Origin of the sequence: Thermus islandicus DSM 21543, from assembly GCF_000421625.1 — a bacterium.
GTDB classification, from domain to species: Bacteria; Deinococcota; Deinococci; order Deinococcales; family Thermaceae; genus Thermus; species Thermus islandicus.
In genome coordinates this window covers 13,824-35,576 of the sequence record NZ_ATXJ01000006.1, presented here as the reverse complement: position 1 = coordinate 35,576, position 21,753 = coordinate 13,824, and the positions used below count along the sequence as shown (strand labels likewise).

Genomic DNA, 21,753 nt, shown 5'->3' with positions numbered 1-21,753 from the left:
CCCGTAGACTTGAAGGCATGGTGGACGTGCTCGTGGTGGGGGCGGGCCCGGTGGGCCTGGCGGCCGCCCTCTTCGCCAAGCGGCTCGGCCTTTCCCACCTGGTGCTGGAAAGGGGCACGGTGGCCGAGACCCTCTACCGCTTCCCCCGCGACCTCGTCTTCTTCTCCGAGGGGAGGAACCTGGAGATCGGCGGCCACCCCTTGGTCTCCCAGGGGCCCAAGCCCACCCGGAAGGAGGCCCTCCTCTACTACCAGCGGGTGGCGGAGAGGGAGGGGCTAAGGGTGCGGACCTATACGGAGGCGGTGCGCCTGGAGGGCCAGGAGGGGGGCTTCCGCGTCCTGGCCAGGGGCCTTAGGGGAGAGGAGGTCTTCCAGGCCCGGTACTTGGTGGTGGCCACGGGCTACTTCGGCCGGCCGAACCGCCTGGGGGTGCCCGGGGAGGAATTGCCCCACGTGCTTCACCGCTACGAGGAGGCCGCGGCCTTCTTCGGGCGGAAGGTGGCGGTGGTGGGGGGGAGCAACTCCGCCGTGGAGGCGGCGCTAGACCTCTTCCGCGCCGGGGCCCAGGTCAGCCTGGTCCACCGGGGAGCGCGGGTGCGCCCTTCGGTGAAGTACTGGCTTTTGCCCGACTTTGAAAACCGGGTGAAGGAAGGGGCCATCCAGGCGGTGATGGAGGCGGTGGTGGAGGCCATCACCGAGGAGGGACTTTGGCTCAAGCGCCCCTGGGGAAGGGAGTTTTTGCCTGCCGACTTCGTCCTGGTCCAGATCGGCTACCGTGCGGAAGACGGTCTCCTCAGGGAGGCGGGCGTGGCCTACGAGGGGGAGAGGCCCCGCCTCTCGCCCGAGTGGGAGACCTCCATCCCCGGCCTTTTCGCCATCGGCTCCTGCGCCTTCGGCCCCGACACCCGCTCGGTCTTCATTGAGAACGGCCGGGCCCATGCGGAGGCGGCCCTCAAGGCCATCGCTAGGAGGCTGGGGGTTCGGGTGGGCTAGGGTGGATCCGCTCCACCACCCGGCGGGGCCAGTCCACCACCACCACGCTTCCCGGAGGGACGAGGCCATCCTCCCCCAGGGCGCGGAGGACCGCCCGGATCACCCCTCCGTGGGTGAAGAGGAGGGAGGGGGCCTTGAGCCCCTCGAGGAAGCGGAGGACTCTCTCCTGAAAAGCATCCAAGCTTTCCCCATCCGGAGCGTGGAATCCCTCAAAGCGCAGGAGGGCCTCCTTCTGGGCAGGGTCTAGCCCTTCCCAGAGGGCGCCCTCCAGGGCCCCAAAGTGGATCTCCCTCAGGGCCGGGGTGGCCCGGGGGCAAAAGCCGGCGAGGGCCGCCGTCCTCAGGGCCCGCCTGAGGTCGGAGCTGTGGGCGGGGAGGGCAGGGAGGAGGCCCTTCAGGGCCCGGGCCTGGGCCTCCCCGGTGGCGCTCAAGGGGAGATCGGTCCAGCCGAGGAGCCTCCCTTCCCGGTTCCATAGGGTCTCCCCGTGGCGGACGAGCCAGAGCTCCATCAGCGCCGCACCACCACCTTACCCGTGTGCCCCCGGTCCAGGAGGGCCCCGAAGGCCGCTTCGGCCTCGCGGAAGGGGAAGACCCGGCCCACCACCGGCTTAAGCTCCTGACCTAGCCGCGGGAGGAGGAAGCGTAGGGCCTCCTCCACCAGGGCCCGGTCCTGGAGGAGGGGGGTGAGCCAGAAGCCCAGCACCGCAAGGTTCCGCCGCATCAGGCGCAAGGGGGGGATGGGGGCTACCTCCCCCTCGGCTGCGCCGATGTAAACGAGCCTTCCCCCGTGGGCGAGGAGGCCGAGGCTTTCCTCCACCTCCTTGCCCCGCACCTCCAGCACAAGGTCCAGCCCACCCCAGGCCTTGGCCTTCTCCGGTACCTCGGGATAGGTAGCGGCCTCCTCCGCCCCCAGGGCCAGGGGAAGGGCCAGCTTTTCCGCCCTCGAGGCCGCCGCCAGGACCCGGAGGCCCAAGGCGCGGGCCACCTGGACCGCCGCCGTCCCCAAGGCCCCGGCCGCCGCCTGGACCAGGACCCTTTCCCCGGGCCTGGCCTGGGCCCTCTTCAGGGCCAGGTAGGCGGTGAGGAAGGAGACGGGGTAGGCGGCGGCCTCCTCCGGGCCCAGGCCCTCGGGGACGGGAAGGAGGGCCTCCCGGGGCACGGCCACCTTTTCCGCAAGCCCTCCTAGGCCCACCAAGGCGGCGTAGCGCCGCCCTTCCCAGACCCCCACCACCTCCATCCCCGGGACGAAGGGGGGCCGGGGGCGGGTAAGGTAGGCCCCGAGGCGCACCAGGTGGTCGGCGAAGTTGAGGCCCACCGCCTCCACCTCCAGGAGGACCTCCCCTTCGCCGGGGGTGGGTTCGGGGATTTCCTCTAGGACCAAAGGCCCACCCAGGGCCCTTTGCACCCAGGCCTTCATGGCCCAAGCCTACCCGAGGAGGCGGTTTTCTCCAAGGGGCTCCTTCCCGGTACAATGCGCCCATGGCAGGCGAAGGGTCCGAGGCTTCCCAGGCGAAGGTTTTGGAGGCCGCGAGGCGAAGGGTGGACCAACTCACCAAACCGCCCCGTTCCCTGGGCTTCCTGGAGGAGGTGGCCCTGCGCCTCGCCGCCCTCCAGGGGCGGGTGAAGCCGGAGCTTGGGCGGGGGGCGGTGGTGGTGGCCGCCGCGGACCACGGGGTGGTGGCCGAGGGGGTCTCGGCCTACCCCCAGGAGGTCACCCGGCAGATGGTGCTCAACTTTCTCCGGGGAGGTGCCGCCATCAACCAGTTTGCCCGGGTGGCCGACTGCGAGGTGTACGTCCTGGACGTGGGGGTGAAGGGAGAACTCCCCGACCACCCGCGGCTTCTCAAGCGCAAGGTGCGGGAGGGGACGGGTAACCTCGCCCAAGGCCCTGCCATGAGCCTGGAGGAGGTGGAAAGGGCCCTCCAGGCAGGCCGCGAGGCAGCGAGGCGGGCCATCGCCGCGGGCGCCACCCTCCTCGCCGCCGGGGACATGGGCATCGGCAACACCACGGCGGCGGCCGCCCTTACCGCTGCCCTCCTCGGGCTTCCCCCCGAGGCCGTGGTGGGCCGGGGAACGGGGGTGGGGGAGGAGGGCCTGAGGCGGAAGCGCCAGGCGGTGGCCCGGGCCCTCGCCCGCCTCCGCCCCGGCATGGGGCCCCTCGAGGTGGCCGCCCTGGTGGGGGGGCTTGAGCTAATCGCCATTGCCGGGGTCTACCTGGAGGGCTATGAGGCCGGGCTTCCCCTGGTGCTGGACGGCTTTCCCGTAACGAGCGGGGCCTTGCTCGCCTGGAAGCTCGCCCCGGGAATCCGGGAACACTTCTTCGCCGGCCACCTCTCCCGGGAGCCCGGGCACCGCCGCCAGCTGGAGGCTTTGGACCTCAGGCCCCTCCTTGACCTGGACCTCGCCCTGGGGGAGGGGACGGGGGCGGTCCTCGCCATGCCCCTCCTCAGGGCCGCGGCCCGCATCCTCCACATGGCCACCTTTGAGGAGGCGGGCGTTTCCGGGGGAACGTGAGGGCCTTCCGCCTCGCCCTTGCCCTCCTCACCCTTTTGCCCCTTGCCCCCAAGGAGGAGGGGGACTACCGGAAGAGCGTCCCCTTCTTCCCTTTGGTGGGCTACCTTCTCGGGCTTCCCCTGGCCCTTCTCGCCCTTCTCCCGCTTCCTGCAGGCCTCCTTGCCGCCCTAAAGGTGGCCTTTCTCCTTGGCCTCACGGGGTTCTTGCACCTGGACGGCCTTCTGGACCTGGCAGACGCCCTCTTAGGGGCGAGGCCCCGGGAGGAGCGCCTCCGCATCCTCAAGGACCCCCACCTGGGGGGCTTCGCCTTTGGGGTAGGTGGGGTCTACCTCCTCCTCCTTTGGCAGGCGCTGGCCCTGGTCCCTGACCCCCTTTTCCTCCTCCTCTTCCCCGGGTGGGCCCGGTTTGCCCTCCTGCCCTTCCTGAACCGCTACCCCCTCCTCCACCCGGGGATGGCGGGGCTGGTGCGCGGGGGGCCTCTCCTGCCACCCTTCCTCCTCGCCCTGCCCTTCCTCCTCCTCTATCCCCTCCCCGCCCTCCTTGCCCTCCTGGCCGCCTGGGGGGTAGCAGGGCTTTCCGTGGCGCGCCTTGGGGGCTTGAACGGGGATGTCCTCGGGGCCATGATCGCCCTCGCGGAGCTTTGCAGCCTGCTAGGCTATGCCCTGTGGAGGAGCCTAGGCGGCTGAAGCCCTACGAGAAGCCCAGGGAGGAAAGGCGGGGACTCCTCCTGGTGTACACCGGGGACGGGAAGGGGAAAAGCACCGCCGCCTTTGGCCTAGCCCTAAGGGCCCACGGGCGAGGGTTGAAGGTGCGGATTTTCCAGTTCATTAAGCACGCGACCGCGCGCTTCGGAGAGCACCGGGCCTTTGCCTTGCTCGGCGTCCCCATAGAGGGGCTAGGGGACGGGTTCACCTGGAAGAGCCGGGACCTCGCGTACTCGGCCGACCTCGCCCGGGAGGGGTGGGCGCGGGCGAAGGAGGCCATCCTTTCGGGAGCCTACGACCTCGTGGTCCTGGACGAGGCCACCTATCCCCTGCGCTACGGCTGGATCCCCCTGGAGGAGTTCCTGGAGGCCCTAAAAGCGAGGCCCCGCCACGTGCACGTGGCGGTGACGGGCCGGGGCGCCCCGGAGGCGCTTTTGGCCCTTGCCGACACGGTGACGGAGATGCGCAAGGTGAAGCACGCCTTTGACCAGGGGGTCCCGGCCCAAAGGGGGATAGAGCACTGATGCGCCTCCTCCTCGCCGCCCCCCACTCCGGCTCGGGAAAGACCACCCTTGCCCTTGCCCTCCTGCTCGCCTTAAGGGAGCGCGGCCTAAAGGTTCAGCCCTTCAAGGTGGGGCCCGACTACATTGACCCCACCCACCTCGAGGCCGCCTCGGGGAGGAGGCCTTACCACCTGGATGGCTTCTTCCTGGACGAAAAGGGCCTTCTTTCCCTCTTCCGCCATGGGGCAAGGGGGGCGGAGTTCGCCCTTATTGAGGGGGTGATGGGCCTTTTTGACGGGAAGGACCCGCTGGGGGAGGTGGGGTCTACCGCCCAGGTGGCGAGGCTCCTAAAGGCCCCGGTCGCCCTGGTGGTGGACGCCAAGGGGATGGCGGGCTCCATCGCCCCCCTCGCCCTGGGCTTCCGCGACTTCCACCCCGGGGTGCGGGTGGTGGGGGTCTTGGCCAACCGGGTGGGCTCGGAGCGCCACGCGGGGATCCTGAAGGAGGCCCTCGAGGCTGTGGGCCTGCCCCTCCTCGGCTGGCTCCCGGAAGACCCGGCCCTCGCCCTCCCCGAGCGCCACCTGGGCCTGGTCCTCGCCGGGGAGGCTAAGCCCCCCCTAGAGGCCCTCCGCCGGGCCTTCCGGGTGGACCTCCCGAGGGTCCTTGAGCTTGCCGCCTCGGCCCCACCCCTCCCCGAGGCCCCGCCCTTTCTGCCCGAAAGGCGCCCCCCGAGGGTCCGGCTCGCCTACGCCTGGGACCGGGCCTTCGCCTTCTACTACCCAGAGGCCCTGGAGCTCCTCGAGGCCCTAGGCGCAGAACTTGTGCCCGTGAGCCCCCTCGAGGACGAAGCCCTTCCCGAGGCCCACGCCCTCCTCCTAGGAGGCGGGTACCCAGAGCTCTATGCCGAGAGGCTTTCGGAAAACCGCGCCCTGAGGGAGGCCATCCGCCGCTTTCCCGGGCCCATCGTAGCCGAGTGCGGGGGGTATATGTACCTCTCCCGGGGACTTTGGGTGGGGGAGCGCTTTTTCCCCATGGTGGGGCTCGTCCCAGGGGAGGCCCGCATGGCGGAGAGGCCCGTCTTGGGCTACCGGGAGGTGGAGGCCTTGCGGGATAACCCCGTGGCCCGAAAGGGGGACCGCCTCAAGGGGCATGAGTTCCACTACGCCCGCCTTCCCCCCTCCCCAAGCCCCGCCTGGCGCCGCCTGGGCGGGGAGGAGGTGGAGGGGTATACCGACGGGCGGGTTCTCGCGAGCTTCGTCCACCTCTACCTGCCCGCCTCCCCAGGGGCGGCGGAGCGCCTCTTGCGCTCGGCGGAAGGGGGAGCGCTTAGCGGACCCCCTTCCTGAGAATGGGGACCAGCTCTGGCCGGACGAGCTCCAAAGGCGGGGCCTTCCCCTCCCTAAGGAGGGTCCGCACCTGGGTCATGCTGATGGAAAGGCGCTTGTCCCGGTGCCCCTCGGGGCAGGTCCTCTCCGAGGCGATGCCGCCGCACAAGGAGCAGTGGAAGACCGATCCCACCTTGAGGATCTCAATCCCCAAGGGGGGAAGCCGGTCAAAGATGCGGTGGGCGGCGTAGGGGTCGTAGAAGTTCCCCACCCCGGCGTGGTCCCGGCCCACCAGGAAGTGGGTAGCCCCGAAGTTCTTCCGCACCAGGGCGTGGAAGACCGCCTCCTTGGGCCCGGAGTAGCGCATGGGGGTGGCGAGGCCGAAGAGAGCCACCCGCTCCTCGGGGAGGAAGTGGCCGATCAACGCCTGGTAGGCCTCGAGGATGACCCCCGTGGGGAAGTCGTCCTGCTTCTTGGCCCCGAGGATGGGGTGGACCAGGACCCCGTCCGCGAGCTCCAGGCCGAGCCGTATCAGGTACTCGTGGGCCCGGTGGGGGGCGTTGCGGGTCTGGAACGGGAAGCGCCTCCGCCATCCTAGACCTCCGCGAGGGCCAGGCTGCCGGCCCCCCTCGAGGACCCGGACCACCTCCCCGATGATCCAGACCGCGGGGGAGGCCACGGCCACCTTGTCCTGGGCCACCTCCCCCAAGGGGGCCAGGACCCGCCTCTCCTCCGGGGTGGTGGCCCGCTCGGCGAAGAGGGTGGGCTCCGAGGGGCTTCGGCCCAGCCGAAGAAGCTCCTTTGCGATCCAGGCCCGCCGCTTCACCCCCATGAGGACCACCAGGGTGGGCCCCCTGGCGTAGGGGGCGAGGTCAGGCCATCCCCCGCCCTCCAGGACCCCCAAGACCACGGCGAAGCCCTCGGCCACCGCGGTGGGTTGGCTTTCCCCCTCCTCCTTGCCCACGTAGACCCTCTCCCCCTGGACCAGGTCCAGCACCCTCGCGTCCACCAGCCGGTCGTGGAGGACCACGGGGGCCTGCCTTCCGAGGCCAGGGCCAGGAGGAGGCCTGGGTCCAGCTGGCCGAAGTAGAGGTGGACCCCGCCCCCCACCAGGGCGAGGACGAGGCCGAAGAGGAGGTCGGTGCCCACCACCTTCTGGGGGGAAAGCCTGGTGGCGTAAAGGAGGAGGAGCGTGCCCAGGGCCCCAGCCCCTGCCGAGGCGAAGCCCACCTCGAGGCCGATCCCGAAGGCGGCCGGGGGGAGGAGGCAGGGCCGCTCCCTCCCCTGGGCGGACCCCTTCAGGCCCCGCCAAAGCCCAAGCCCGGGTGGGTAAGGTAGCCTCCCCTCTTGGCCCCCGGATGTGCTACAGTGAGGGGGCAGGCTGGGGGTGCCCCAATGGAGGGGCTGAGAGCTGGGTGGTCCCAGCAACCCTTGGAACCTGATCCGGGTAATGCCGGCGGAGGGAAGCCTATGCGGAAGACCCTGATCCCCCAAAACCCAACCTCCTTTGGGCCGCGTGGGCCTTTCCCACCCGCCTGAAGGGGGTGGAAGCTTGCTCGGAAGGCTTTACCTGGTGGTGACCCCGAGGCCCGGTTGGTCCTGGAAAGAGCTTTTGGACCGCGCGGAAAGGGCTCTGGCGGGGGGCGTGGAGGTCCTGCAGCTAAGGGCCAAGGACTGGGAGGCGCGGCCCACCCTGGAGCTGGGCGAGCGGATGCTGGCCCTGGCCCGGCGCTATGGGGTCCCCTTTGTCTTGAATGACCGGCCGGACCTGGCGGCCCTTTTGGGGGCAGATGGGGTGCACCTGGGGCAGGGGGACCTCACCCCCCTCGAGGCCCGCCGCTTCTTCCAGGGCCTGGTGGGGCGCTCCACCCATGCCCCTGAACAGGCCCTAAGGGCCCGGGAGGAGGGGGCGGACTACCTTTCCGTGGGGCCGGTGTGGGAGACCCCCACCAAGCCCGGCCGGAAGGCGGCGGGCCTTGCCTACGTGCGCTGGGCGGCGGAACACCTGGGGGAGAGGCCCTGGTACGCCATCGGGGGGATTGACCTGGACAACCTGGACCAGGTCCTAAAGGCTGGGGCGCGGCGGGTGGTGGTGGTTCGGGCCATCCTGGACGCCCCTGACCCCGAGCGGGCGGCCCGGGCCTTCAGGGAAAGGCTCTATGGTGTGGCTTAACGGCGAGCCCAAGCCCCTGGAGGGGAAGAACCTGAGGGAGGTCTTGGAGGCGCTGGGCGTGGAGCTTGAGCGGGTCGCCGTCCTCCTCAACGAGGAGGCCTTTTTGGGCCTCGAGGCCCCGGACCGGGTGCTTAGGGACGGGGACGTGGTGGAGGTGGTGGCCCTGATGCAAGGAGGCTAGATGGACGCCTGGAAGGTGGGGGACGTAGAGCTTAAAAGCCGCCTCCTCCTGGGGTCCGGGAAGTTCAAGGACTTCGGGGCAATGCGGGAGGCCATCGCTGCCGCGGGGGCCGAGGTGGTGACGGTTTCCATAAGGCGGGTGGAGCTTAAGGCCCCGGGGCACGTGGGGCTTCTGGAGGCCTTGGCCGGGGTGAGGCTTCTGCCCAATACGGCGGGGGCAAAAACGGCAGAAGAGGCGGTGAGGCTCGCCCGGTTGGGCCGCCTCCTCACCGGGGAAAGGTGGGTGAAGTTGGAGGTCATCCCCGACCCCACCTACCTCCTCCCCGACCCCGTGGAGACCCTAAGGGCGGCGGAGCACCTTTTGGAGGAAGGCTTCCTCGTCCTCCCCTACATGGGGCCGGACCTGGTGCTGGCCAAAAGGCTCGCCGCCCTGGGCACGGCCACGGTCATGCCCCTCGCCGCCCCCATCGGTTCGGGCTGGGGGGTGAGGACAAGGGCCCTTTTGGAGCTCTTTGCCCGGGAGCGGGCCGCCCTTCCCCCGGTGGTGGTGGACGCGGGGCTTGGCCTTCCCTCCCACGCAGCGGAGGTGATGGAGCTCGGTCTGGACGCCGTCTTGGTGAACACCGCCATCGCCGAGGCCCAGGACCCCCCCGCCATGGCCGAGGCCTTCCGGCTTGCGGTGGCGGCGGGGAGGAAGGCTTACCTCGCGGGGCCCATGCGGCCCAGGGAGGCGGCGAGCCCCTCCAGCCCGGTGGAGGGCGTGCCCCTGGCTGGGCCCCAATAGGGGAGGAACCATGCGGGTGGAGGTGGCCGTGGTGGGCGGGGGGGTCATCGGGGCCCTCGCCGCCTACGAGCTTGCCAAACGGGGGGTTCCCGTCCTTCTTTTGGACGCGGAGAAGCCCGGGGCGGCCACCCGGGCGAGCGCGGGGATGCTCGCCCCTCACCCGGAGGGGCTTAGCGGGGGGCTTCTGGAGGCGGGGCTATACGGCCTCGCCCGCTACCCCGAGCTCCTCGCCGAGCTCAAGGAAAGGGGCTACGAGGTGGAGGCGGGGTTTTCCGGCGCCTGGGTGGCGGCCCTAAGCCCTGGGGAGAAGGAGGGGTGGGTGGCGGAGGCGCCTGTTCCTTACCCGGTCCGGGGGGCCTTAGGCGCGAGGCGCTTTCCCGGGGGGTACGTCCACCCCAGGAGGCTCCGGGAGGCGCTCTTGGAGGTCTTCCAGGCGCTAGGAGGGGTGTACCGGCGGGCCGAGGTGGAGGGGGTGGCCCAAGGCAGGCTTCTTCTAGGCGGGGAGGAGGTGGAGGCCCGCCGCATCCTCCTCGCGGTGGGGGCCTGGGGAGGGAGGTTTGGCCTCAAGGTGCGGCCCCTCAAGGGGGAGGCGCTTCTCCTTAGGGGGGAGGCCCCCCCGGGCCCCCTCTTCGCCGGGGAGGGGTACGTCCTTCCCCGGGAGGGCGGGGTCTACGTGGGGGCCACGGCGAGGGAAGGGTGGAAGGAAGGAGTGGACCTTTTCGGCCTTCGTTGGCTTGCCGACTACGCCCACGAGCGCTTCCCTTCCCTGGAGGGGGCGGGGGTTTTAGGGACGGTCTGGGGGTATAGACCCGTGGGCGAGCTCTTCGTGGGCGAGGTGGAGGAGGGGATCTACGCGGCGGTGGGGCACGGGAGGAACGGCGTCCTCCTCGCGCCCTGGACGGCGAAAAGGCTCCTAGAGCTTTTGGGGGTGGCCGATGACGCAGCTTGAGGCGGCAAGGAAAGGGAAGATCACCGAGGAGATGGCCTACGTGGCGGAGCAGGAGGGGGTCTCGCCCGAGTTTGTCCGAGAAGGGGTGGCGGCGGGCCGCATCGTGATCCCGCGGAACCCGAACCACACGACCCTCACCGACTTCAAGGGGATCGGGGAGGGGCTTTCCGTCAAGGTGAACGCCAACCTGGGCACCTCCTACGATTACGTGGACGTGGAGGAGGAGGTGGAGAAGGCCCGGGTGGCTATCCAGTACGGGGCAGACACGGTTATGGACCTCTCCACCGGGGGGGACCTGAAGGGGATCCGCAGGCGGATCCTCGAGGTGGCCACCGTTCCCTTGGGTACCGTGCCCATCTATGAGGCGGAGTTTAGGGCGGCCAAGCGCAAGAACTTCTTTGACATGTCCGCCGACGAGCTCCTCCAGGTCATTGAGGAGCACGGCAAGGAGGGGGTGGACTACATCACCGTCCACGCGGGGGTGACCCTCAAAAACCTGGAGATCTACCGGCATACCCCCCGCACCACGGGGATCGTGAGCCGGGGCGGGGGGCTCATGGCTGCCTGGATGCTGCACCGGGGGGAGGAGAACCCTCTCTACGCCCGCTTTGATGACCTCCTCTCCATCGCCCGCACCTACGACATGACCCTCTCCTTGGGGGATGGCCTCCGCCCTGGCTCCCTCGCCGACAGCACCGACCGGGCCCAGATCGCCGAGCTTCTCACCATCGGGGAACTGGTGGAGCGGGCCCGGCGGGCCGGGGTCCAGGCCATGGTGGAGGGCCCCGGGCACATCCCCTTGAACGAGGTGGCCACCAACGTCCAGATCCAGAAGAAGCTCACCGGCCATGCGCCCTTCTACATCCTGGGGATGCTGCCTGTGGACACCGCCGCCGGGTTTGACCACATCGCCGGGGCCATCGGAGGGGCCTTGGCGGGCTGGATGGGGGCGGACATGCTCTGCTACCTGACCCCGGCGGAGCACCTGGGCCTGCCCACGCCCGAGCACGTGAAGCAAGGGGTGATCGCCTTCAAGATCGCCGCCCACGCCGCCGACGTGGCCCGGGGGAACAAGGGGGCCCTAGAGAGAAACCGGAGGATGTCCAAGGCCCGCTACCTTCTGGACTGGGAGGGGCAGTTCGCCCTTGCCCTTTACCCGGAGGAGGCGAGGCGCCTCAAGGAGGAACGGGGTTCCAAGACCAAGGCCTGCAGCATGTGCGGCCCCTTCTGCCCCATGAACCTGGTAGAGGCAGTCCTCAAGGGAAGGGCGCGCATGGAGCTTCCCGTAACCTAGAGCCATGGACCCCATTGCCCGCTTGGACCGCCTGCCCCTGGGGAGGCCCCACCTTAGGCTCCTCTTCCTCCTCGGCCTGGGCTGGGCCCTGGACGCCATGGACGTGGGCCTCATCGGCTTCACCCTGCCCGCCCTCTCCCGGGAGTTCAGCCTGGGCCCTAAGGAGGCGGGGCTTTTGGGAAGCGCGGGGCTTCTGGGGATGCTCTTGGGAGCGGCCTTTGGAGGGCGGCTTGCGGACCGCTTGGGCCGGAAGGCGGTGGTGGGGTACAGCCTCTTCCTCGCAGGGGTGGGAAGCCTCCTCACCGCCCTGGCCCCAAGCCTCCCCTGGGTCTTCTTCTTCCGCTTCCTCACCGGCTTGGGCCTGGGGGCGGAGCTCCCCGTGGCGGCAAGCCTCATGGGGGAGTTTAGCCCAAAGGCCCAGAGGGGCCGGATGGTGGTCCTCCTCGAGGCCTTCTGGGCGGTGGGGTGGCTCCTGGCCGCCCTCATGGGCTACCTCCTGGTGCCCTCCTTGGGCTGGCGGGCGGCCTTTTTGGCCGGGGCGCTTCCCGCCCTCTACGCCGCCTACCTGAGGCTTTCCCTCCCCGAGTCCCCCCGTTGGCTCGTGGCCCGGGGACGGGTGGAGGAGGCGGAGGCCCTGGTCCAGGCCTGGGAGGGGGCCTTCCGCGGGCCCCTTCCCCAGCCCCTCCCCGAGCCCACCCCGCGTCCCCTCCCCTACGCCGCCCTCTTCCGCCCCCCCCTCCTACGGCGCACCCTCTTCCTCGCCCTCGCCTGGTTCGCCCTGAACGCCGGGTACTACGGGGCCTTCATCTGGCTCCCCTCCCTCCTCGTGGCCCAGGGGTACGGCCTGGTACGCTCCCTGGAGTACGTCCTTCTCATTACCCTAGCCCAGGTGCCGGGGTACCTGATGGCGGCCTTCTTGGTGGAGCGCCTGGGGCGAAGGCCCGTCCTCGTGGGCTTTCTTTGCCTTTCCGCCCTCTTCGCCTACCTGCTCTCCCGGGCGGGAAGCCCCCATGAGGTGCTCCTCTACGGGAGCCTCCTCTCCTTCTTCAACCTGGGGGCCTGGGGGGCCATCTACGCCTACACCCCGGAGCTCTTCCCCACGGCCTTGAGGGGCAGCGGGGCAGGGTTGGCGGCGGCGGTGGGCCGGGTGGGGGGGATCCTCGCCCCCTACGCCACCGGGGCCTTCCTTCCCCTCATGGGTCCCGGTGGGGTCCTGGCCCTCCACGGGGGGCTCCTCCTTCTTGCGGGCCTTTTCGCCTACGGGGTCGGGGTGGAAACCCGGGGGCGGCCCTTGGAAGACGCATGATACCACCCGGTAAAAAGCCTGATGAAGCGCAGGAATGAGGGAAAAGCATGAGGGTAGCCCTGACGATCGCAGGCTCCGACTCAGGGGGCGGGGCGGGGGTGCAGGCGGACCTGAAGGTCTTTAGCCGCTTTGGGGTCTACGGGGCGAGCGCCCTCACCCTGGTCACCGCCCAGAACACCCTAGGGGTGCAAAGGGTGCACCTTCTTCCCCCAGACCTGGTCTATGCCCAGATCGCGAGCGTGGCCCAGGACCTTCCCGTCCACGCCGCCAAGACCGGGGCCTTGGGGGAGGCGGCCATCGTGGAGAGGGTGGCGGAGGCGGTGGTCCGCTTCGGCCTCCAGCCTTTGGTGGTGGACCCGGTGATGGTGGCGAAAAGCGGGGACCCGCTCCTCACCCCGGAGGCGGTGGCCGCCCTCAAGGAGAGGCTTTTCCCCTTGGCGGCCCTCGTCACCCCGAACCGCCTCGAGGCCGAGGCCCTTCTGGGTAGGCCCATCCGCACCCTAGAGGAGGCCGAGGAGGCGGCCTGGGACCTCCTTGCCCTCGGGCCTCAGGCCATCCTCCTTAAGGGGGGGCACCTGGAGGGGGAAGAGGCGGTAGATCTCCTCGCCACCCAGGAGGGCGTTCGGCGGTTCTCCGCCCCCAGGGTGCGGACCCGGAACACCCACGGCACGGGCTGTACCCTTTCCGCCGCCATCGCCGCCCTCCTCGCCTTGGGGAGGCCCTTGGAGGAGGCGGTGGCCGGGGCCAAGGCCTACCTCACCCGGGCGCTAAGGACCGCCCCCTCCCTGGGCCGGGGCCACGGACCCCTCAACCACCTGGCCTGAGCCCTCACCAGGACCTGACTCCTTGGGAGAGGGCGTAGAGGTAGACCACCGCCCCCGCGTCCCAGGCCTGGGGCCGGCAGGCCACGGGGTAGGGGACGGGGGGGAGGCCCTCCTCCCGGGGAAACCCCCCCACGAGCTCGGGGAGGCGGAGGTCGGGCTGGGAGAGGGCGAGGTCTAAAAGGGCCTCGGCCACCCGGCGCCCCTCGGCCTTCCGGCCGTACCGGAAAAGCCCCCCGGCGAAGAGGGCGGTGTCGTGGGGCCAGACGGAGCCGTTGTGGTAGGAAAGGGGGTTGTACCGGGCCTCCTTCGCGCCCAGGGTGCGCAGGCCCCAGCCCGTCCACATCTCCTCGGAGAAGAGGGTCTTTAGGAGCTCGTCCACCCTTTCCTCGGGAACGGCCCCTGCCCAGAGGAGGTGCCCGGCATCGGAGGCCTTGACCCTTAGGGGCTCTTTCCTCCGGTCCAAGGCCAGGGCGTAGGTCCCGAGGTCCTCCAGGAAGAACCGCTCCTGGATGAGGCGGAAGAGCTCCTCCCCCAGGCGCTGGTGCCTCCTGGCCTTCTCCTCCTCCCCAAAGGCCCGGTAGAAGGTGCTGGCCGCCAGGTGGGCGGCGTAGGCGTACCCCTGCACCTCGCTCACCGCCAGGGGAGGTTCGGCCAGGCGGCCGTCCCTATGGCTCATGGAGTCGTGGGAGTCCTTCCAGGACTGCACGCTGAGCCCCCCGCCTGAGGGGGCGAACTCCAAAAGGCCGTCCCCGTCCAGGTCGGCGGCCTCCATCCAGGCCAGGGCCGCCTCCCAGTTGGGCCTAAGCTCCCGCACCAGGGCAAGGTCCCCGGTGAGGTCCAGGTACCGGCCCAAAAGGAGCAGGAAGAGGGGGGTGGCGTCCACGGTGCCGTAGTAGCGGGCAAAGGGTACCCTGCCCAGGCGGGAGAGCTCCCCCAGGCGCACCTCGTGGAGGATCTTCCCGGGCTCCTCTTCGCGGAAGGGATCCCACACCGCGCCCTGCCTTTTGGCCAGGTAGCGGAGGACGCTCCTCGCCACCTCCTTCCCCCAGGGAAGGAGCATGAAGGCGGTGAGGAGGCTGTCCCGCCCGAAGGGCGCCACGAACCAGGGGATGCCCGCGGCGGGCACGGGGCCTTCGGGGGTGGCGAGGAGGAGGGCCCTCAGGTCCAGGAGGGCCTGGGAAAGCGCCTCCCGAAAGCGGCCTTCCCCTTCCGGGAAGGCGGCGAGGAAGGCCTCGTAGCTGGGCAGGGTCCCCTCCGCCTCGAGGGGGCTTACAAGGGCCACCTCCCACCCCAACACCCCCTCCCCCCGGGGCGGGAGGAAGAGCCTGTACCCCTCTGGGGGTAGGGGAGGGGAGAGGACCACCCGCTGCTCCACCCCGTCCGGGGAGCGGTAGGAAAACCCGGGGACCTCCCCAGTAGAGGCGTGCCAGCCCCGGGCCTGGAAAAGGTCCTGAAAGCTCGGCACCACCTCCAGCCCCACCGCCACCTCCAGAGGGGTGGGGCCGAGGTTTTGGAAGCGGAGCTCCTCCCGAACCCTTCCCCGGGCCAGGACCAGGCTGCGCCTCAGGAAGACCTCCCCATCCGGACCCTGAAAGCGGGCCCAGTCCTGGACCAGGCGGTCGGGTCTCGGGGATCGGCTTTGCAGCAGGGCGAAGCCCTCGGGGAGGCGGAGGCGGTAGCGGGCGAGGAAGCGGGTGTCGTGGCGGTAGAAGCCCTCCGCCCCCCCTTCGGCGAAGCCCCGCTCGTTCAGCACCAGGTAGGTGTCGTCTTCTTTGAGGGGAAGGACCACGGCTCACTCCTTCACCGCGCCCACGCTCACCCCCTCCACGAAGTAGCGCTGGAAGGCGGCGAAGAGGATGAGCACGGGCACCATGGAGAAAAACCCCCCGGCCAGGATCAGTCCCCAGTCCCCCACCTGGCCGTAAGCGTTGCGGAAGGAGAGGAGGCCGAGGGGAAGGGTGTAGATCTCCCTAGGGCTCGTGAGGACCACGAAGGGCCAGAAGAACTCGTTCCAGGTTCCCTGGAAGGTGAGGATGCTCAGGGCCCCCAGGGCCGGGGTGGACATGGGCAGGATGATGCGGAAGAGGGTCTGGAGGGGGGTAGCCCCGTCAATGAGGGCCGCTTCCTCCACTTCCCTTGGGATGGACTCAAAGAACTGCTTCATGATGAAGACGGCGCCCGCCCCCACCAGTCCGGAGAGGATGAGCCCGGCGTAGGTGTTGAGGAGGGTCTCCACCCCGAAGAGCCTGGAGAGGCCGAAGATGCCGTCTTTGAGCACCAGGTAGTTGGAGATGAAGGTCACCTGGCCGGGGACCATCATGCTGAAGAGCATGAAGAGGAAGAGGGCCTGCCTGCCCGGGAAGCGAAGCCTCGCTAGGGCGTAGCCCGCCATGGAGGCAAAGACCAAGGTGGTGAGCACCTTGACGAGGGAGAGGAAAAGGGAGTTCAGGGTCCAGCGCAGGAAGAGGCTCTGCCCCGTCTCTAGGCTTCGGGTTTCCCGGAAGGCCCGGACGTAGTTGTGGAACACGTAGCCGAGAAGCCCTGGGGCCACGTTGTCCCAGCTCGCCACCCGGCCCCGCCGCTCAAACCGGGTGGGGTCCAGGGTGGCCTCCACGAGAAGGGCCCCGCGGGGGGCCTCGAGGTCCAGGGGGACCCGCTCCAGGTAGGGCCCTTTCCCGGGGTAGGCGATCCGGAGCCGGTAGCGGTAGACGTACCCCTCCTCCTGCCCCAGCCGGGCGGGCTGCCTGGCCACAAGGGTGGGACCCGTAAGACGGACGTAGTCGGCGGCGTAGGGGCTTTCAAACACCGCGCCCATGCCCGCCCCCGGCTTCCTCCTGGGGATGGTGGCGGCAAGCTCCGGCGGGGCCGCCTCGCGGGAGAAGTAGGCCACCTCCAGGGTTACCTCCCTTCCCGGGCGCATGCCGCCAAGCCACGGGTCCCCCGCTCCCATCCCCCCCAGCCGGAAGGCCGCCGCCCAGTTCTTGGGGCGGACCTGGGCAAAGCTCAGGGTGAAGGGCCACTCCAGGGGGTTGGCCTTGAGGCTCGCCAGGAAGCCCATGAGGAAGGGGCCAACGAAGAAGACGCCGAAGGCGAGGAGCAGGCCGTAGATCCAGGCCAGCCTCGCCCAGCGCCTCCGCGCCGCCTCCTTGGGATTCATCCCGCCCACCCCCTCTCGCTCACGCCGAACCGCCTTTGCAGGAGGACCACAAGGAGGGTGAGCCCCGCCAGGAAGAGGGCCGCCGCGGAGGCCAACCCCACCCGGGGAGCGGCCCCGGAGGGGAAGACGTTGCCGTAGACGTAGTAGGCCAGGGTGATGGTCGCCTCGAGGGGCGCCCCGCCCGAGCCCCCCACGAAGAGCACCTGGTCAAAGAGCTGCAGCGTGCCGATCAGGCCCATGGTGACCACCAGGAAGAGCACGGGCCTTAGGAGGGGCACGGTGATGCGGCTAAAGATGACCCAAGGGCTCGCCCCGTCCAGGGCCGCGGCCTCGTAGAGGCTCTGGGGAATGCCCTTGAGCCCGGCGAGGAAGAGGACCATGAAGGTAGGGATGGTGGTGTAGGTGTTCATCAGGATGATGGCCCAAAGGGGATAGGGGATGCCGAGAAAGGTGGCGGTGGTGGGGAGCCAGGGGATCTCCACCCGCACCTCCTGGGCCCCGATCACGCCGAAAAGCCCCAGGGCGTAGGTCGCGAGGAGGGCGAGGGGCAGGGAGAGGAGGGCCAGGGCGGGGTCAAAGAAGGCCACCCCTTCTCCCCTCCGCCGCGCCCAGGCCACCTGGGCCCCCTGGAAGGCCAGGAAGAGGAGGCCTAGGGACAGAAGGTGGGGGAGGTGGGCGAGGAGGAAGGAAAGCCCCTGGTTCACGAGCCCGGTGCGCTGGAAGAGCCAGAGGAGGAGGAGGCTCGCCGCCGCCGTGGAGATCACCGAGGGAAGGTAGTAAACGGTGCGGAAGGCGGTGATCCCCTTGAGGGGCCGGTTCAGGGCGATGGCCAGGAGCAGGGCGAAAAGGGTTTGCAGGGCGGTGACCACGAGGCTGTAGGCCAGGGTGTGCTTTAAAGCGGTGAGGAAAAGGGGTTCCCGGAAAAGCCTCAAGTAGTTTTCCACCCCCACGAAGCGGGGCGGGGAGAAGAGGTCGTAGTCGGTGAAGCTGAAGTAGGCCGCCCGCAGGAAGGCGTAAAGGAAGAAGACGAGAAGGGTGAAAAGAAAGGGCAGGAGCAGGAAGAGGGCGTAGAGGGCCTCGAGGGTACGGGCTTTTAGGCGCATGGGCGCTCCCAAAAGGGGAGGCGGCCTTGGGCCGCCCCCCCTTTTCTCCTACTTCCTGCCCGTGAGCCGGTCCAGGGCGGCCTGGGCGTCTTTCAGCGCCTGGTCCACGCCCTTCTGCCCGGTGATCACCGCCAGCAGGGCGTCGTTGATGGGCCGCATCCAGTCGCCGCCATACCCCCTAAACTTGAAGGGGTAGACCACCCCTCCCTGGGCGGAGGAGCCCTGGAAGACGATGCGGTTCAGCTCCGGCTCCTTGCCAGGGCGCTGGAAGTAGGGGTTGTTGGCGAGGGCCTTGCGGCTCGGGATGGCCAGGCCCCGCTCCAGAACCCATTGCTGGGCCTCAGGCGAGGTGAGGGCCTTCAGGACCTTGGCCGCCGCCTCCTTGTTCTTGCTGGCGGCGTTCATGCTCCAGGAGACCGTGAAGACGAAGTTGCCCCGCTTCCGGGTCACGGGGTCCAGGGGGAGGAAGGTGGTGCCGTACTTGAGGTTGGGCGCCTTGTCCCGCAGGAAGCCCGCGATCCAGGCCCCCTCCAGGGCTACCGCCGCCTTCTCCCCGCCGAAGCATCCCCCCGTCCAGCCCTCCCCCAGGTCCTGGGCGAAGCGGGCCGCGCCCCGCTTGACCAGGCCCGTGTACCACTCAAAGGCCCGGCGGAAGTTCTGGTCCAGCACCGTCTGCCCCTTCTCGTCAAAGGGCTTCCAGCCGGTGGCGAAGGCGAAGGGTCCAAACCGGGCAAAATCGGCCACCACGCAAAGCCCGGCCACGTCCTTCAGCTTGGACTGCACCTGGCGGAGCTTGGCCTCAAGGGTCTCCCAGGTGTCCTGCTGGTTGGGGTACTTCACCCCCGCCTCGTCAAAGAGGTCCTTGTTGTACTCCAGGGCCAGGGTGTTGAAGTCCTTGGGGATGCCGTAGAGCTTGCCCCCATAGGTGAAGCCCTGGACCAGGTTGGGCAGGAACGCGGCCACCTCCTGCTTGGAGAAGTAGCGGTCCAGGGGCTCCACCTTTCCCGTGGCGAAGAGGCTTTCCGACCAGAAGATGTCCACGTAGAAGAGGTCCGGAGCCGTGCCCGCGGAGAGGGCGTTGAAGAGCCACTGGGTGTAGTCGCCCTCAATGGGCTCGTAAACCACCCGGATGCCTTCCTTGTCCAGCTTAGGCTGAACCACTTCCTTCAATAGGCCGTTGACGATGGCGATGTCGGTTCCACCCCAGCCCGAGATGCGCACCTGGGTCTGGGCCAGGGCCCCTAGGCCCGAAAGGGCGAGAAGAATCCAGACTACCTTACGCATACGACCTCCTTTCGCTTCGCTCCACCTTAGCCTAAGTGCCGCGGACCTACCGTGTTTCCCTGGCTCCCACCTCCCTTGGCATGGAGGTGCCCCGCACCACCAGGCGCACGGGCACCCGCTTGCCTACGGGCGCTCCGCCCGAAAGGGCCTCCTTGAGCAAGGCCACCGCCTCTTGGGCGATGGTGGGGATATCCTGGTGCACGGTGGTGAGGCCTTCCCCGATCTCCGGCAGGTCGTCGTAGCCCACCAGGCTCACGTCCCAGGGAACCCTTAGGCCCAGGTCCTCGAGGGCCGCCTTGGCCCCCAGGGCCATCTCGTCCGAGGCGGCAAAGAGGGCGGTGAACCGCAGGCCCCCCTCCCAGGCCCGGCGCACCGCCCGGTAGGCGGCGAGAGGGTCAAAGGCTCCGTCCAGGACGAGCTCGGGACGAAAGGGGAGGCCCCTTTCCTCCAGGGCCTTGCGGTACCCGAGGAGGCGCTCCCGCCCCGCCTGGTGGTGGAGGTGGCCCGTGAGGTGGGCCACCGCCTCGTGCCCGAGCTGGAGGAGGTGGCGGGTGGCCTGGTACCCCCCGTCCACGTCGTCCGGGGCCACGGCGAAGACGCCGGGGTAGGCGCCCAGGAGGACGAAGGGCCGCCCGGAGCGCCTAAGCTCCTCCAGGCGGGGGTCGTGGTCGTGGGCGCCCAGGAGGATGTAGCCCATGGCCTCCTCCAGGGGAAGCCCATACGGGTCCGTGGCCACCTCCTTCACCCGGAGGCCATCCTGGGCCAGGGCCTCCGAGAGGGCCTCGAGGAGGAGGAGAAAGTAGGGGGTGTACCGGCGCACCCCCGGGGCCAGGAGGAGGCCCACGCTGGCGGAGCGCCCCACGAGCTCCCGGGCTGCGGCCGAGGGGGTGAACCCGAGGGTGCGCACCAGCTCCAGGATGCGCGCCCGAGTCTTAGGGCTGACGCCGGGTCGGCCGTTCAGGGCCCGGCTAACCGTACCTACGGAAACGTTTGCTAAGCGCGCGATTTCTCGTATGGTGAAAGGCTCTTTTTTGCCCATCGTAACCGTTTACGCAAAGCCTAGCCCACTCCCCCCGGCCCTGTCAAGCCCCACCCTTTCCCCAAGGGTGGGCTTCTGGTAAAACCGAGGGGGAGGTTGGGCATGACCATCGCCGAGCTGGAGGAGACCTTAAAGGAGGAGGCCCGCCGCTTCCTGGCGCGCGCCCAGGGGCTCAGGAGCCCGCACACGGAGGACCTTTTCCGCCGCCGCCTCTACATCTCCCCGGAGGAGGTCCGGGTGGAGAACTACCCCAGGCAACGCCCCTTGGCCGCCTTCAACCCCGGGGCGGTCCTGAAGGACGGGGTCGTCCACCTCTTTCCCCGCCTCATCTTTGACTACTACAGCTACGCCTCGGCCATCGGGCACGCGGCGGTGCCCGTGGAGGACCTCCTTCGGGGCCGGGTCCCCAGGCCCTTGCCTGTGCGGATCGTCCTCTACCCCACGGAGCTCTACGAGGCCGTCCGGGGGTGCGAGGACGCCCGAGCCCACGCGGCGGACGCGGGGTTCCTCCTCTTCTACACTGCGGTGGGCAAGCTGGGGGACGCCCGGAACACCGACCACAAGGACGTCTTCACCGCCGCCCTCGCCCTGGCCGAGCTGGGGGAGGACCTTTCCGTGAGGCGGAAGGGGCTCCTCAAGGTGGGCCAGGAGGGGGAGGGGCTCTACCTCCCCACGAAAAACGCCACCCTGCTGGAGGGGGGGAACCTCCTCCTAAGGCCGAGCTTTTCCGGCGTCCCGGACCTCTGCTGGCGAGGGCGCCTCGCCTTGGACACCCTGAGGGTGACCGACCTCAGGCCCGTCCTTCCCCCGGAGCCCTTTGAGTACAAGGTGGGCTGGTCCACCAACGCCCTCCGCCTCGAGGACGGCACCTACCTGGTGGCCTTCCACGGCATCTTCCGGGGGGACCTCTCCTACCGGCACGGGTTTGCCCGCCTTAAGGGGGACGGGGAGATGGTGGGCCTTTCCCACTACCTCCTGGCCCCCCAGGGCCTGGTGGAGTCCTACGGGGACCGCCCCCTGACCCTTTACGGCAACGGCCTCTTCCTCTACGGGGAGGAGCTCGTCTTCGTGGGCGGGGTGGGGGATTACGCCCTCGGCGTCTTCACCGCCCCCCTGGAGGAGGTCCTTGCCCGCATCGTCCCGGTCTAGGGGGGGTCCTTCCTGCGCTTTGCCCTGGCGATGCCCCTCTTCCTCCTGGTCCTCGGGCGGCTGCCTAGGCTCGCCCCCCTGGGGGAAACCCTCTTCCTGGCCCTCTTCAACCTCGTCTTCTTCACGGGGGTGCGCCTGGCTCCCGCCTCGGACGCCAGCGCCGTGGCCGCCCTGTACCCCCTTTCCACCGCCTTCGCCTACAGCCTCTACTTCCGGAAGCCCTTGGGCCCAAGCCTCCTTGGGGGCCTTGTCCTTTCGGGAACGGGGGTGGGCCTCCTGGCCTTGGGCCAAGCGGGTGGGGGAGGGGAGGGTTCCCGGCTCCTCGGGGACCTTCTCCTGGTCCTGGCCGCCCTGCTTTGGGGCGCCTACAGCGTGGGGGTGGCCTTGGCCGTGCGGCGCCGCTCTCCTCTGGAGGCCACCGCCGCGAGCCTCCTCCTCGCCCTCGGGGTCCTTTGGACCCAGAGGCGCTGATCC

22 protein-coding genes, 1 pseudogene and 1 riboswitch are annotated in these 21,753 nt (G+C 69.6%); of the genes and pseudogenes, 14 read left to right on the top strand and 9 right to left on the bottom strand.

Translation table 11 applies throughout. The features are described from left to right. Positions 1 to 17 precede the first annotated feature (17 nt). Positions 18 to 992 carry a YpdA family putative bacillithiol disulfide reductase gene (locus tag H531_RS0107370; protein ID WP_022798715.1) on the top strand — a complete coding sequence of 325 codons (975 nt, stop codon included), beginning with the start codon at positions 18 to 20 and terminating at the stop codon, positions 990 to 992. On the opposite strand, the gene H531_RS0107365 is transcribed toward H531_RS0107370, so the two are convergent. Continuing rightward, positions 964 to 1,500 carry a histidine phosphatase family protein gene (locus H531_RS0107365; protein ID WP_022798714.1) on the bottom strand — a complete coding sequence of 179 codons (537 nt, stop codon included), beginning with the start codon at positions 1,498 to 1,500 and terminating at the stop codon, positions 964 to 966. The two genes, H531_RS0107370 and H531_RS0107365, sit on opposite strands and share 29 nt — an antisense overlap. Further along, positions 1,500 to 2,408 carry an NADPH:quinone oxidoreductase family protein gene (locus H531_RS0107360; protein WP_022798713.1) on the bottom strand — a complete coding sequence of 303 codons (909 nt, stop codon included), beginning with the start codon at positions 2,406 to 2,408 and terminating at the stop codon, positions 1,500 to 1,502. The genes H531_RS0107365 and H531_RS0107360 overlap by 1 nt, the downstream gene beginning before the upstream one ends. Positions 2,409 to 2,470: 62 nt before the next feature. Here H531_RS0107360 and cobT point away from each other — a divergent pair, with 62 nt between their 5' ends. The 4 genes from cobT to H531_RS0107340 are packed head-to-tail and all read left to right on the top strand — an operon-like array spanning position 2,471 to position 6,058. Further along, the gene (cobT, locus tag H531_RS0107355) at positions 2,471 to 3,505 is read left to right on the top strand and encodes a nicotinate-nucleotide--dimethylbenzimidazole phosphoribosyltransferase (protein ID WP_022798712.1); all 1,035 of its coding nucleotides are present in this window, start codon (positions 2,471 to 2,473) and stop codon (positions 3,503 to 3,505) included. Next, positions 3,502 to 4,191, top strand: a complete 690-nt coding sequence (locus H531_RS0107350; protein WP_022798711.1) for an adenosylcobinamide-GDP ribazoletransferase — start codon at positions 3,502 to 3,504, stop codon at positions 4,189 to 4,191. The genes cobT and H531_RS0107350 overlap by 4 nt, the downstream gene beginning before the upstream one ends. Then, on the top strand, positions 4,170 to 4,733 hold the full coding sequence (cobO, locus tag H531_RS0107345; RefSeq protein WP_022798710.1) for a cob(I)yrinic acid a,c-diamide adenosyltransferase: 564 nt from the start codon (positions 4,170 to 4,172) through the stop codon (positions 4,731 to 4,733). Before H531_RS0107350 ends, cobO begins: the two co-directional genes overlap by 22 nt. Next, positions 4,733 to 6,058: a cobyrinic acid a,c-diamide synthase CobB gene (locus H531_RS0107340; RefSeq protein ID WP_022798709.1), complete on the top strand. Its 1,326-nt coding sequence runs from the start codon at positions 4,733 to 4,735 to the stop codon at positions 6,056 to 6,058. Before cobO ends, H531_RS0107340 begins: the two co-directional genes overlap by 1 nt. On the opposite strand, the gene H531_RS14785 is transcribed toward H531_RS0107340, so the two are convergent. Beyond that, complete coding sequence (locus tag H531_RS14785; RefSeq protein ID WP_022798708.1) at positions 6,039 to 7,067, bottom strand: sulfate adenylyltransferase; 1,029 nt, start codon at positions 7,065 to 7,067, stop codon at positions 6,039 to 6,041. The genes H531_RS0107340 and H531_RS14785 overlap by 20 nt on opposite strands. A gap of 8 nt (positions 7,068 to 7,075) precedes the next feature. Next, positions 7,076 to 7,360, bottom strand: a pseudogene (locus H531_RS13890) (TSUP family transporter); the annotation flags it as partial. A 50-nt stretch (positions 7,361 to 7,410) separates the two neighbouring features. Continuing rightward, a riboswitch (TPP riboswitch) is annotated at positions 7,411 to 7,519 on the top strand. Positions 7,520 to 7,589: 70 nt separating this feature from the next. On the opposite strand from H531_RS13890, the gene thiE reads away from it, so the two are divergent. From thiE to thiD, 7 genes are read left to right on the top strand one after another with little or no spacing between them, the layout of a single operon-like run. Continuing rightward, positions 7,590 to 8,210, top strand: coding sequence for a thiamine phosphate synthase (thiE, locus tag H531_RS0107325; RefSeq protein WP_028490718.1), 621 nt, complete (start codon positions 7,590 to 7,592; stop codon positions 8,208 to 8,210). Beyond that, on the top strand, positions 8,197 to 8,391 hold the full coding sequence (gene thiS / locus H531_RS0107320) for a sulfur carrier protein ThiS (protein ID WP_022798705.1): 195 nt from the start codon (positions 8,197 to 8,199) through the stop codon (positions 8,389 to 8,391). Before thiE ends, thiS begins: the two co-directional genes overlap by 14 nt. Further along, entirely contained in the window at positions 8,392 to 9,174 is a 783-nt protein-coding gene (locus H531_RS0107315; protein ID WP_022798704.1) for a thiazole synthase, read from the top strand. It abuts the gene before it with no gap. Between the two features lie 10 nt (positions 9,175 to 9,184). Beyond that, entirely contained in the window at positions 9,185 to 10,123 is a 939-nt protein-coding gene (locus H531_RS0107310; RefSeq protein WP_022798703.1) for an FAD-dependent oxidoreductase, read from the top strand. Further along, entirely contained in the window at positions 10,110 to 11,417 is a 1,308-nt protein-coding gene (thiC, locus tag H531_RS0107305; RefSeq protein WP_022798702.1) for a phosphomethylpyrimidine synthase ThiC, read from the top strand. The genes H531_RS0107310 and thiC overlap by 14 nt, the downstream gene beginning before the upstream one ends. Before the next feature lie 4 nt (positions 11,418 to 11,421). Continuing rightward, the gene (locus tag H531_RS0107300) at positions 11,422 to 12,723 is read left to right on the top strand and encodes an MFS transporter (RefSeq protein ID WP_022798701.1); all 1,302 of its coding nucleotides are present in this window, start codon (positions 11,422 to 11,424) and stop codon (positions 12,721 to 12,723) included. A 47-nt stretch (positions 12,724 to 12,770) separates the two neighbouring features. Beyond that, the gene (gene thiD / locus H531_RS0107295) at positions 12,771 to 13,547 is read left to right on the top strand and encodes a bifunctional hydroxymethylpyrimidine kinase/phosphomethylpyrimidine kinase (protein ID WP_022798700.1); all 777 of its coding nucleotides are present in this window, start codon (positions 12,771 to 12,773) and stop codon (positions 13,545 to 13,547) included. Positions 13,548 to 13,551: 4 nt separating this feature from the next. Here thiD and H531_RS0107290 read toward each other — a convergent pair whose 3' ends face one another. Genes H531_RS0107290 through H531_RS0107270 form a run of 5 tightly spaced genes read right to left on the bottom strand, consistent with a single transcriptional unit; the run spans position 13,552 to position 20,130 of the window. Further along, positions 13,552 to 15,336 carry a glycogen debranching N-terminal domain-containing protein gene (locus H531_RS0107290; protein WP_028490717.1) on the bottom strand — a complete coding sequence of 595 codons (1,785 nt, stop codon included), beginning with the start codon at positions 15,334 to 15,336 and terminating at the stop codon, positions 13,552 to 13,554. A 3-nt stretch (positions 15,337 to 15,339) separates the two neighbouring features. Then, entirely contained in the window at positions 15,340 to 16,704 is a 1,365-nt protein-coding gene (locus tag H531_RS0107285; protein WP_022798699.1) for a carbohydrate ABC transporter permease, read from the bottom strand. Then, the gene (locus tag H531_RS0107280) at positions 16,701 to 17,807 is read right to left on the bottom strand and encodes a carbohydrate ABC transporter permease (protein ID WP_022798698.1); all 1,107 of its coding nucleotides are present in this window, start codon (positions 17,805 to 17,807) and stop codon (positions 16,701 to 16,703) included. Before H531_RS0107280 ends, H531_RS0107285 begins: the two co-directional genes overlap by 4 nt. A gap of 48 nt (positions 17,808 to 17,855) precedes the next feature. Beyond that, the gene (locus H531_RS0107275) at positions 17,856 to 19,091 is read right to left on the bottom strand and encodes an ABC transporter substrate-binding protein (RefSeq protein WP_022798697.1); all 1,236 of its coding nucleotides are present in this window, start codon (positions 19,089 to 19,091) and stop codon (positions 17,856 to 17,858) included. 46 nt (positions 19,092 to 19,137) lie between these two features. Then, positions 19,138 to 20,130 (bottom strand): LacI family DNA-binding transcriptional regulator, encoded by a 993-nt coding sequence (locus H531_RS0107270; protein ID WP_022798696.1) that lies wholly within the window; start codon positions 20,128 to 20,130, stop codon positions 19,138 to 19,140. 102 nt (positions 20,131 to 20,232) lie between these two features. Between H531_RS0107270 and H531_RS0107265 the strand changes: the two genes are divergently transcribed. Next, positions 20,233 to 21,279, top strand: a complete 1,047-nt coding sequence (locus H531_RS0107265) for a glycoside hydrolase family 130 protein (RefSeq protein ID WP_022798695.1) — start codon at positions 20,233 to 20,235, stop codon at positions 21,277 to 21,279. 12 nt (positions 21,280 to 21,291) lie between these two features. Next, the gene (locus H531_RS0107260; protein ID WP_439332790.1) at positions 21,292 to 21,750 is read left to right on the top strand and encodes an EamA family transporter; all 459 of its coding nucleotides are present in this window, start codon (positions 21,292 to 21,294) and stop codon (positions 21,748 to 21,750) included. Positions 21,751 to 21,753 lie beyond the last annotated feature (3 nt).

Bases quoted from the DNA above. Each gene is read 5' to 3' on its own strand.
- H531_RS0107285 (WP_022798699.1), bottom strand. From the start codon at position 16,704: ATGAATCCCAAGGAGGCGGCGCGGAGGCGCTGGGCGAGGCTGGCCTGG.
- H531_RS0107310 (WP_022798703.1), top strand. From the start codon at position 9,185: ATGCGGGTGGAGGTGGCCGTGGTGGGCGGGGGGGTCATCGGGGCCCTC.
- H531_RS0107270 (WP_022798696.1), bottom strand. From the start codon at position 20,130: ATGGGCAAAAAAGAGCCTTTCACCATACGAGAAATCGCGCGCTTAGCA.
- H531_RS0107280 (WP_022798698.1), bottom strand. From the start codon at position 17,807: ATGCGCCTAAAAGCCCGTACCCTCGAGGCCCTCTACGCCCTCTTCCTG.
- thiC (WP_022798702.1), top strand. From the start codon at position 10,110: ATGACGCAGCTTGAGGCGGCAAGGAAAGGGAAGATCACCGAGGAGATG.
- H531_RS0107275 (WP_022798697.1), bottom strand. From the start codon at position 19,091: ATGCGTAAGGTAGTCTGGATTCTTCTCGCCCTTTCGGGCCTAGGGGCC.
- H531_RS0107265 (WP_022798695.1), top strand. From the start codon at position 20,233: ATGACCATCGCCGAGCTGGAGGAGACCTTAAAGGAGGAGGCCCGCCGC.
- H531_RS0107365 (WP_022798714.1), bottom strand. From the start codon at position 1,500: ATGGAGCTCTGGCTCGTCCGCCACGGGGAGACCCTATGGAACCGGGAA.
- H531_RS0107360 (WP_022798713.1), bottom strand. From the start codon at position 2,408: ATGAAGGCCTGGGTGCAAAGGGCCCTGGGTGGGCCTTTGGTCCTAGAG.
- H531_RS0107340 (WP_022798709.1), top strand. From the start codon at position 4,733: ATGCGCCTCCTCCTCGCCGCCCCCCACTCCGGCTCGGGAAAGACCACC.
- H531_RS0107315 (WP_022798704.1), top strand. From the start codon at position 8,392: ATGGACGCCTGGAAGGTGGGGGACGTAGAGCTTAAAAGCCGCCTCCTC.
- H531_RS0107300 (WP_022798701.1), top strand. From the start codon at position 11,422: ATGGACCCCATTGCCCGCTTGGACCGCCTGCCCCTGGGGAGGCCCCAC.
- thiS (WP_022798705.1), top strand. From the start codon at position 8,197: ATGGTGTGGCTTAACGGCGAGCCCAAGCCCCTGGAGGGGAAGAACCTG.
- H531_RS0107370 (WP_022798715.1), top strand. From the start codon at position 18: ATGGTGGACGTGCTCGTGGTGGGGGCGGGCCCGGTGGGCCTGGCGGCC.
- thiD (WP_022798700.1), top strand. From the start codon at position 12,771: ATGAGGGTAGCCCTGACGATCGCAGGCTCCGACTCAGGGGGCGGGGCG.
- cobT (WP_022798712.1), top strand. From the start codon at position 2,471: ATGGCAGGCGAAGGGTCCGAGGCTTCCCAGGCGAAGGTTTTGGAGGCC.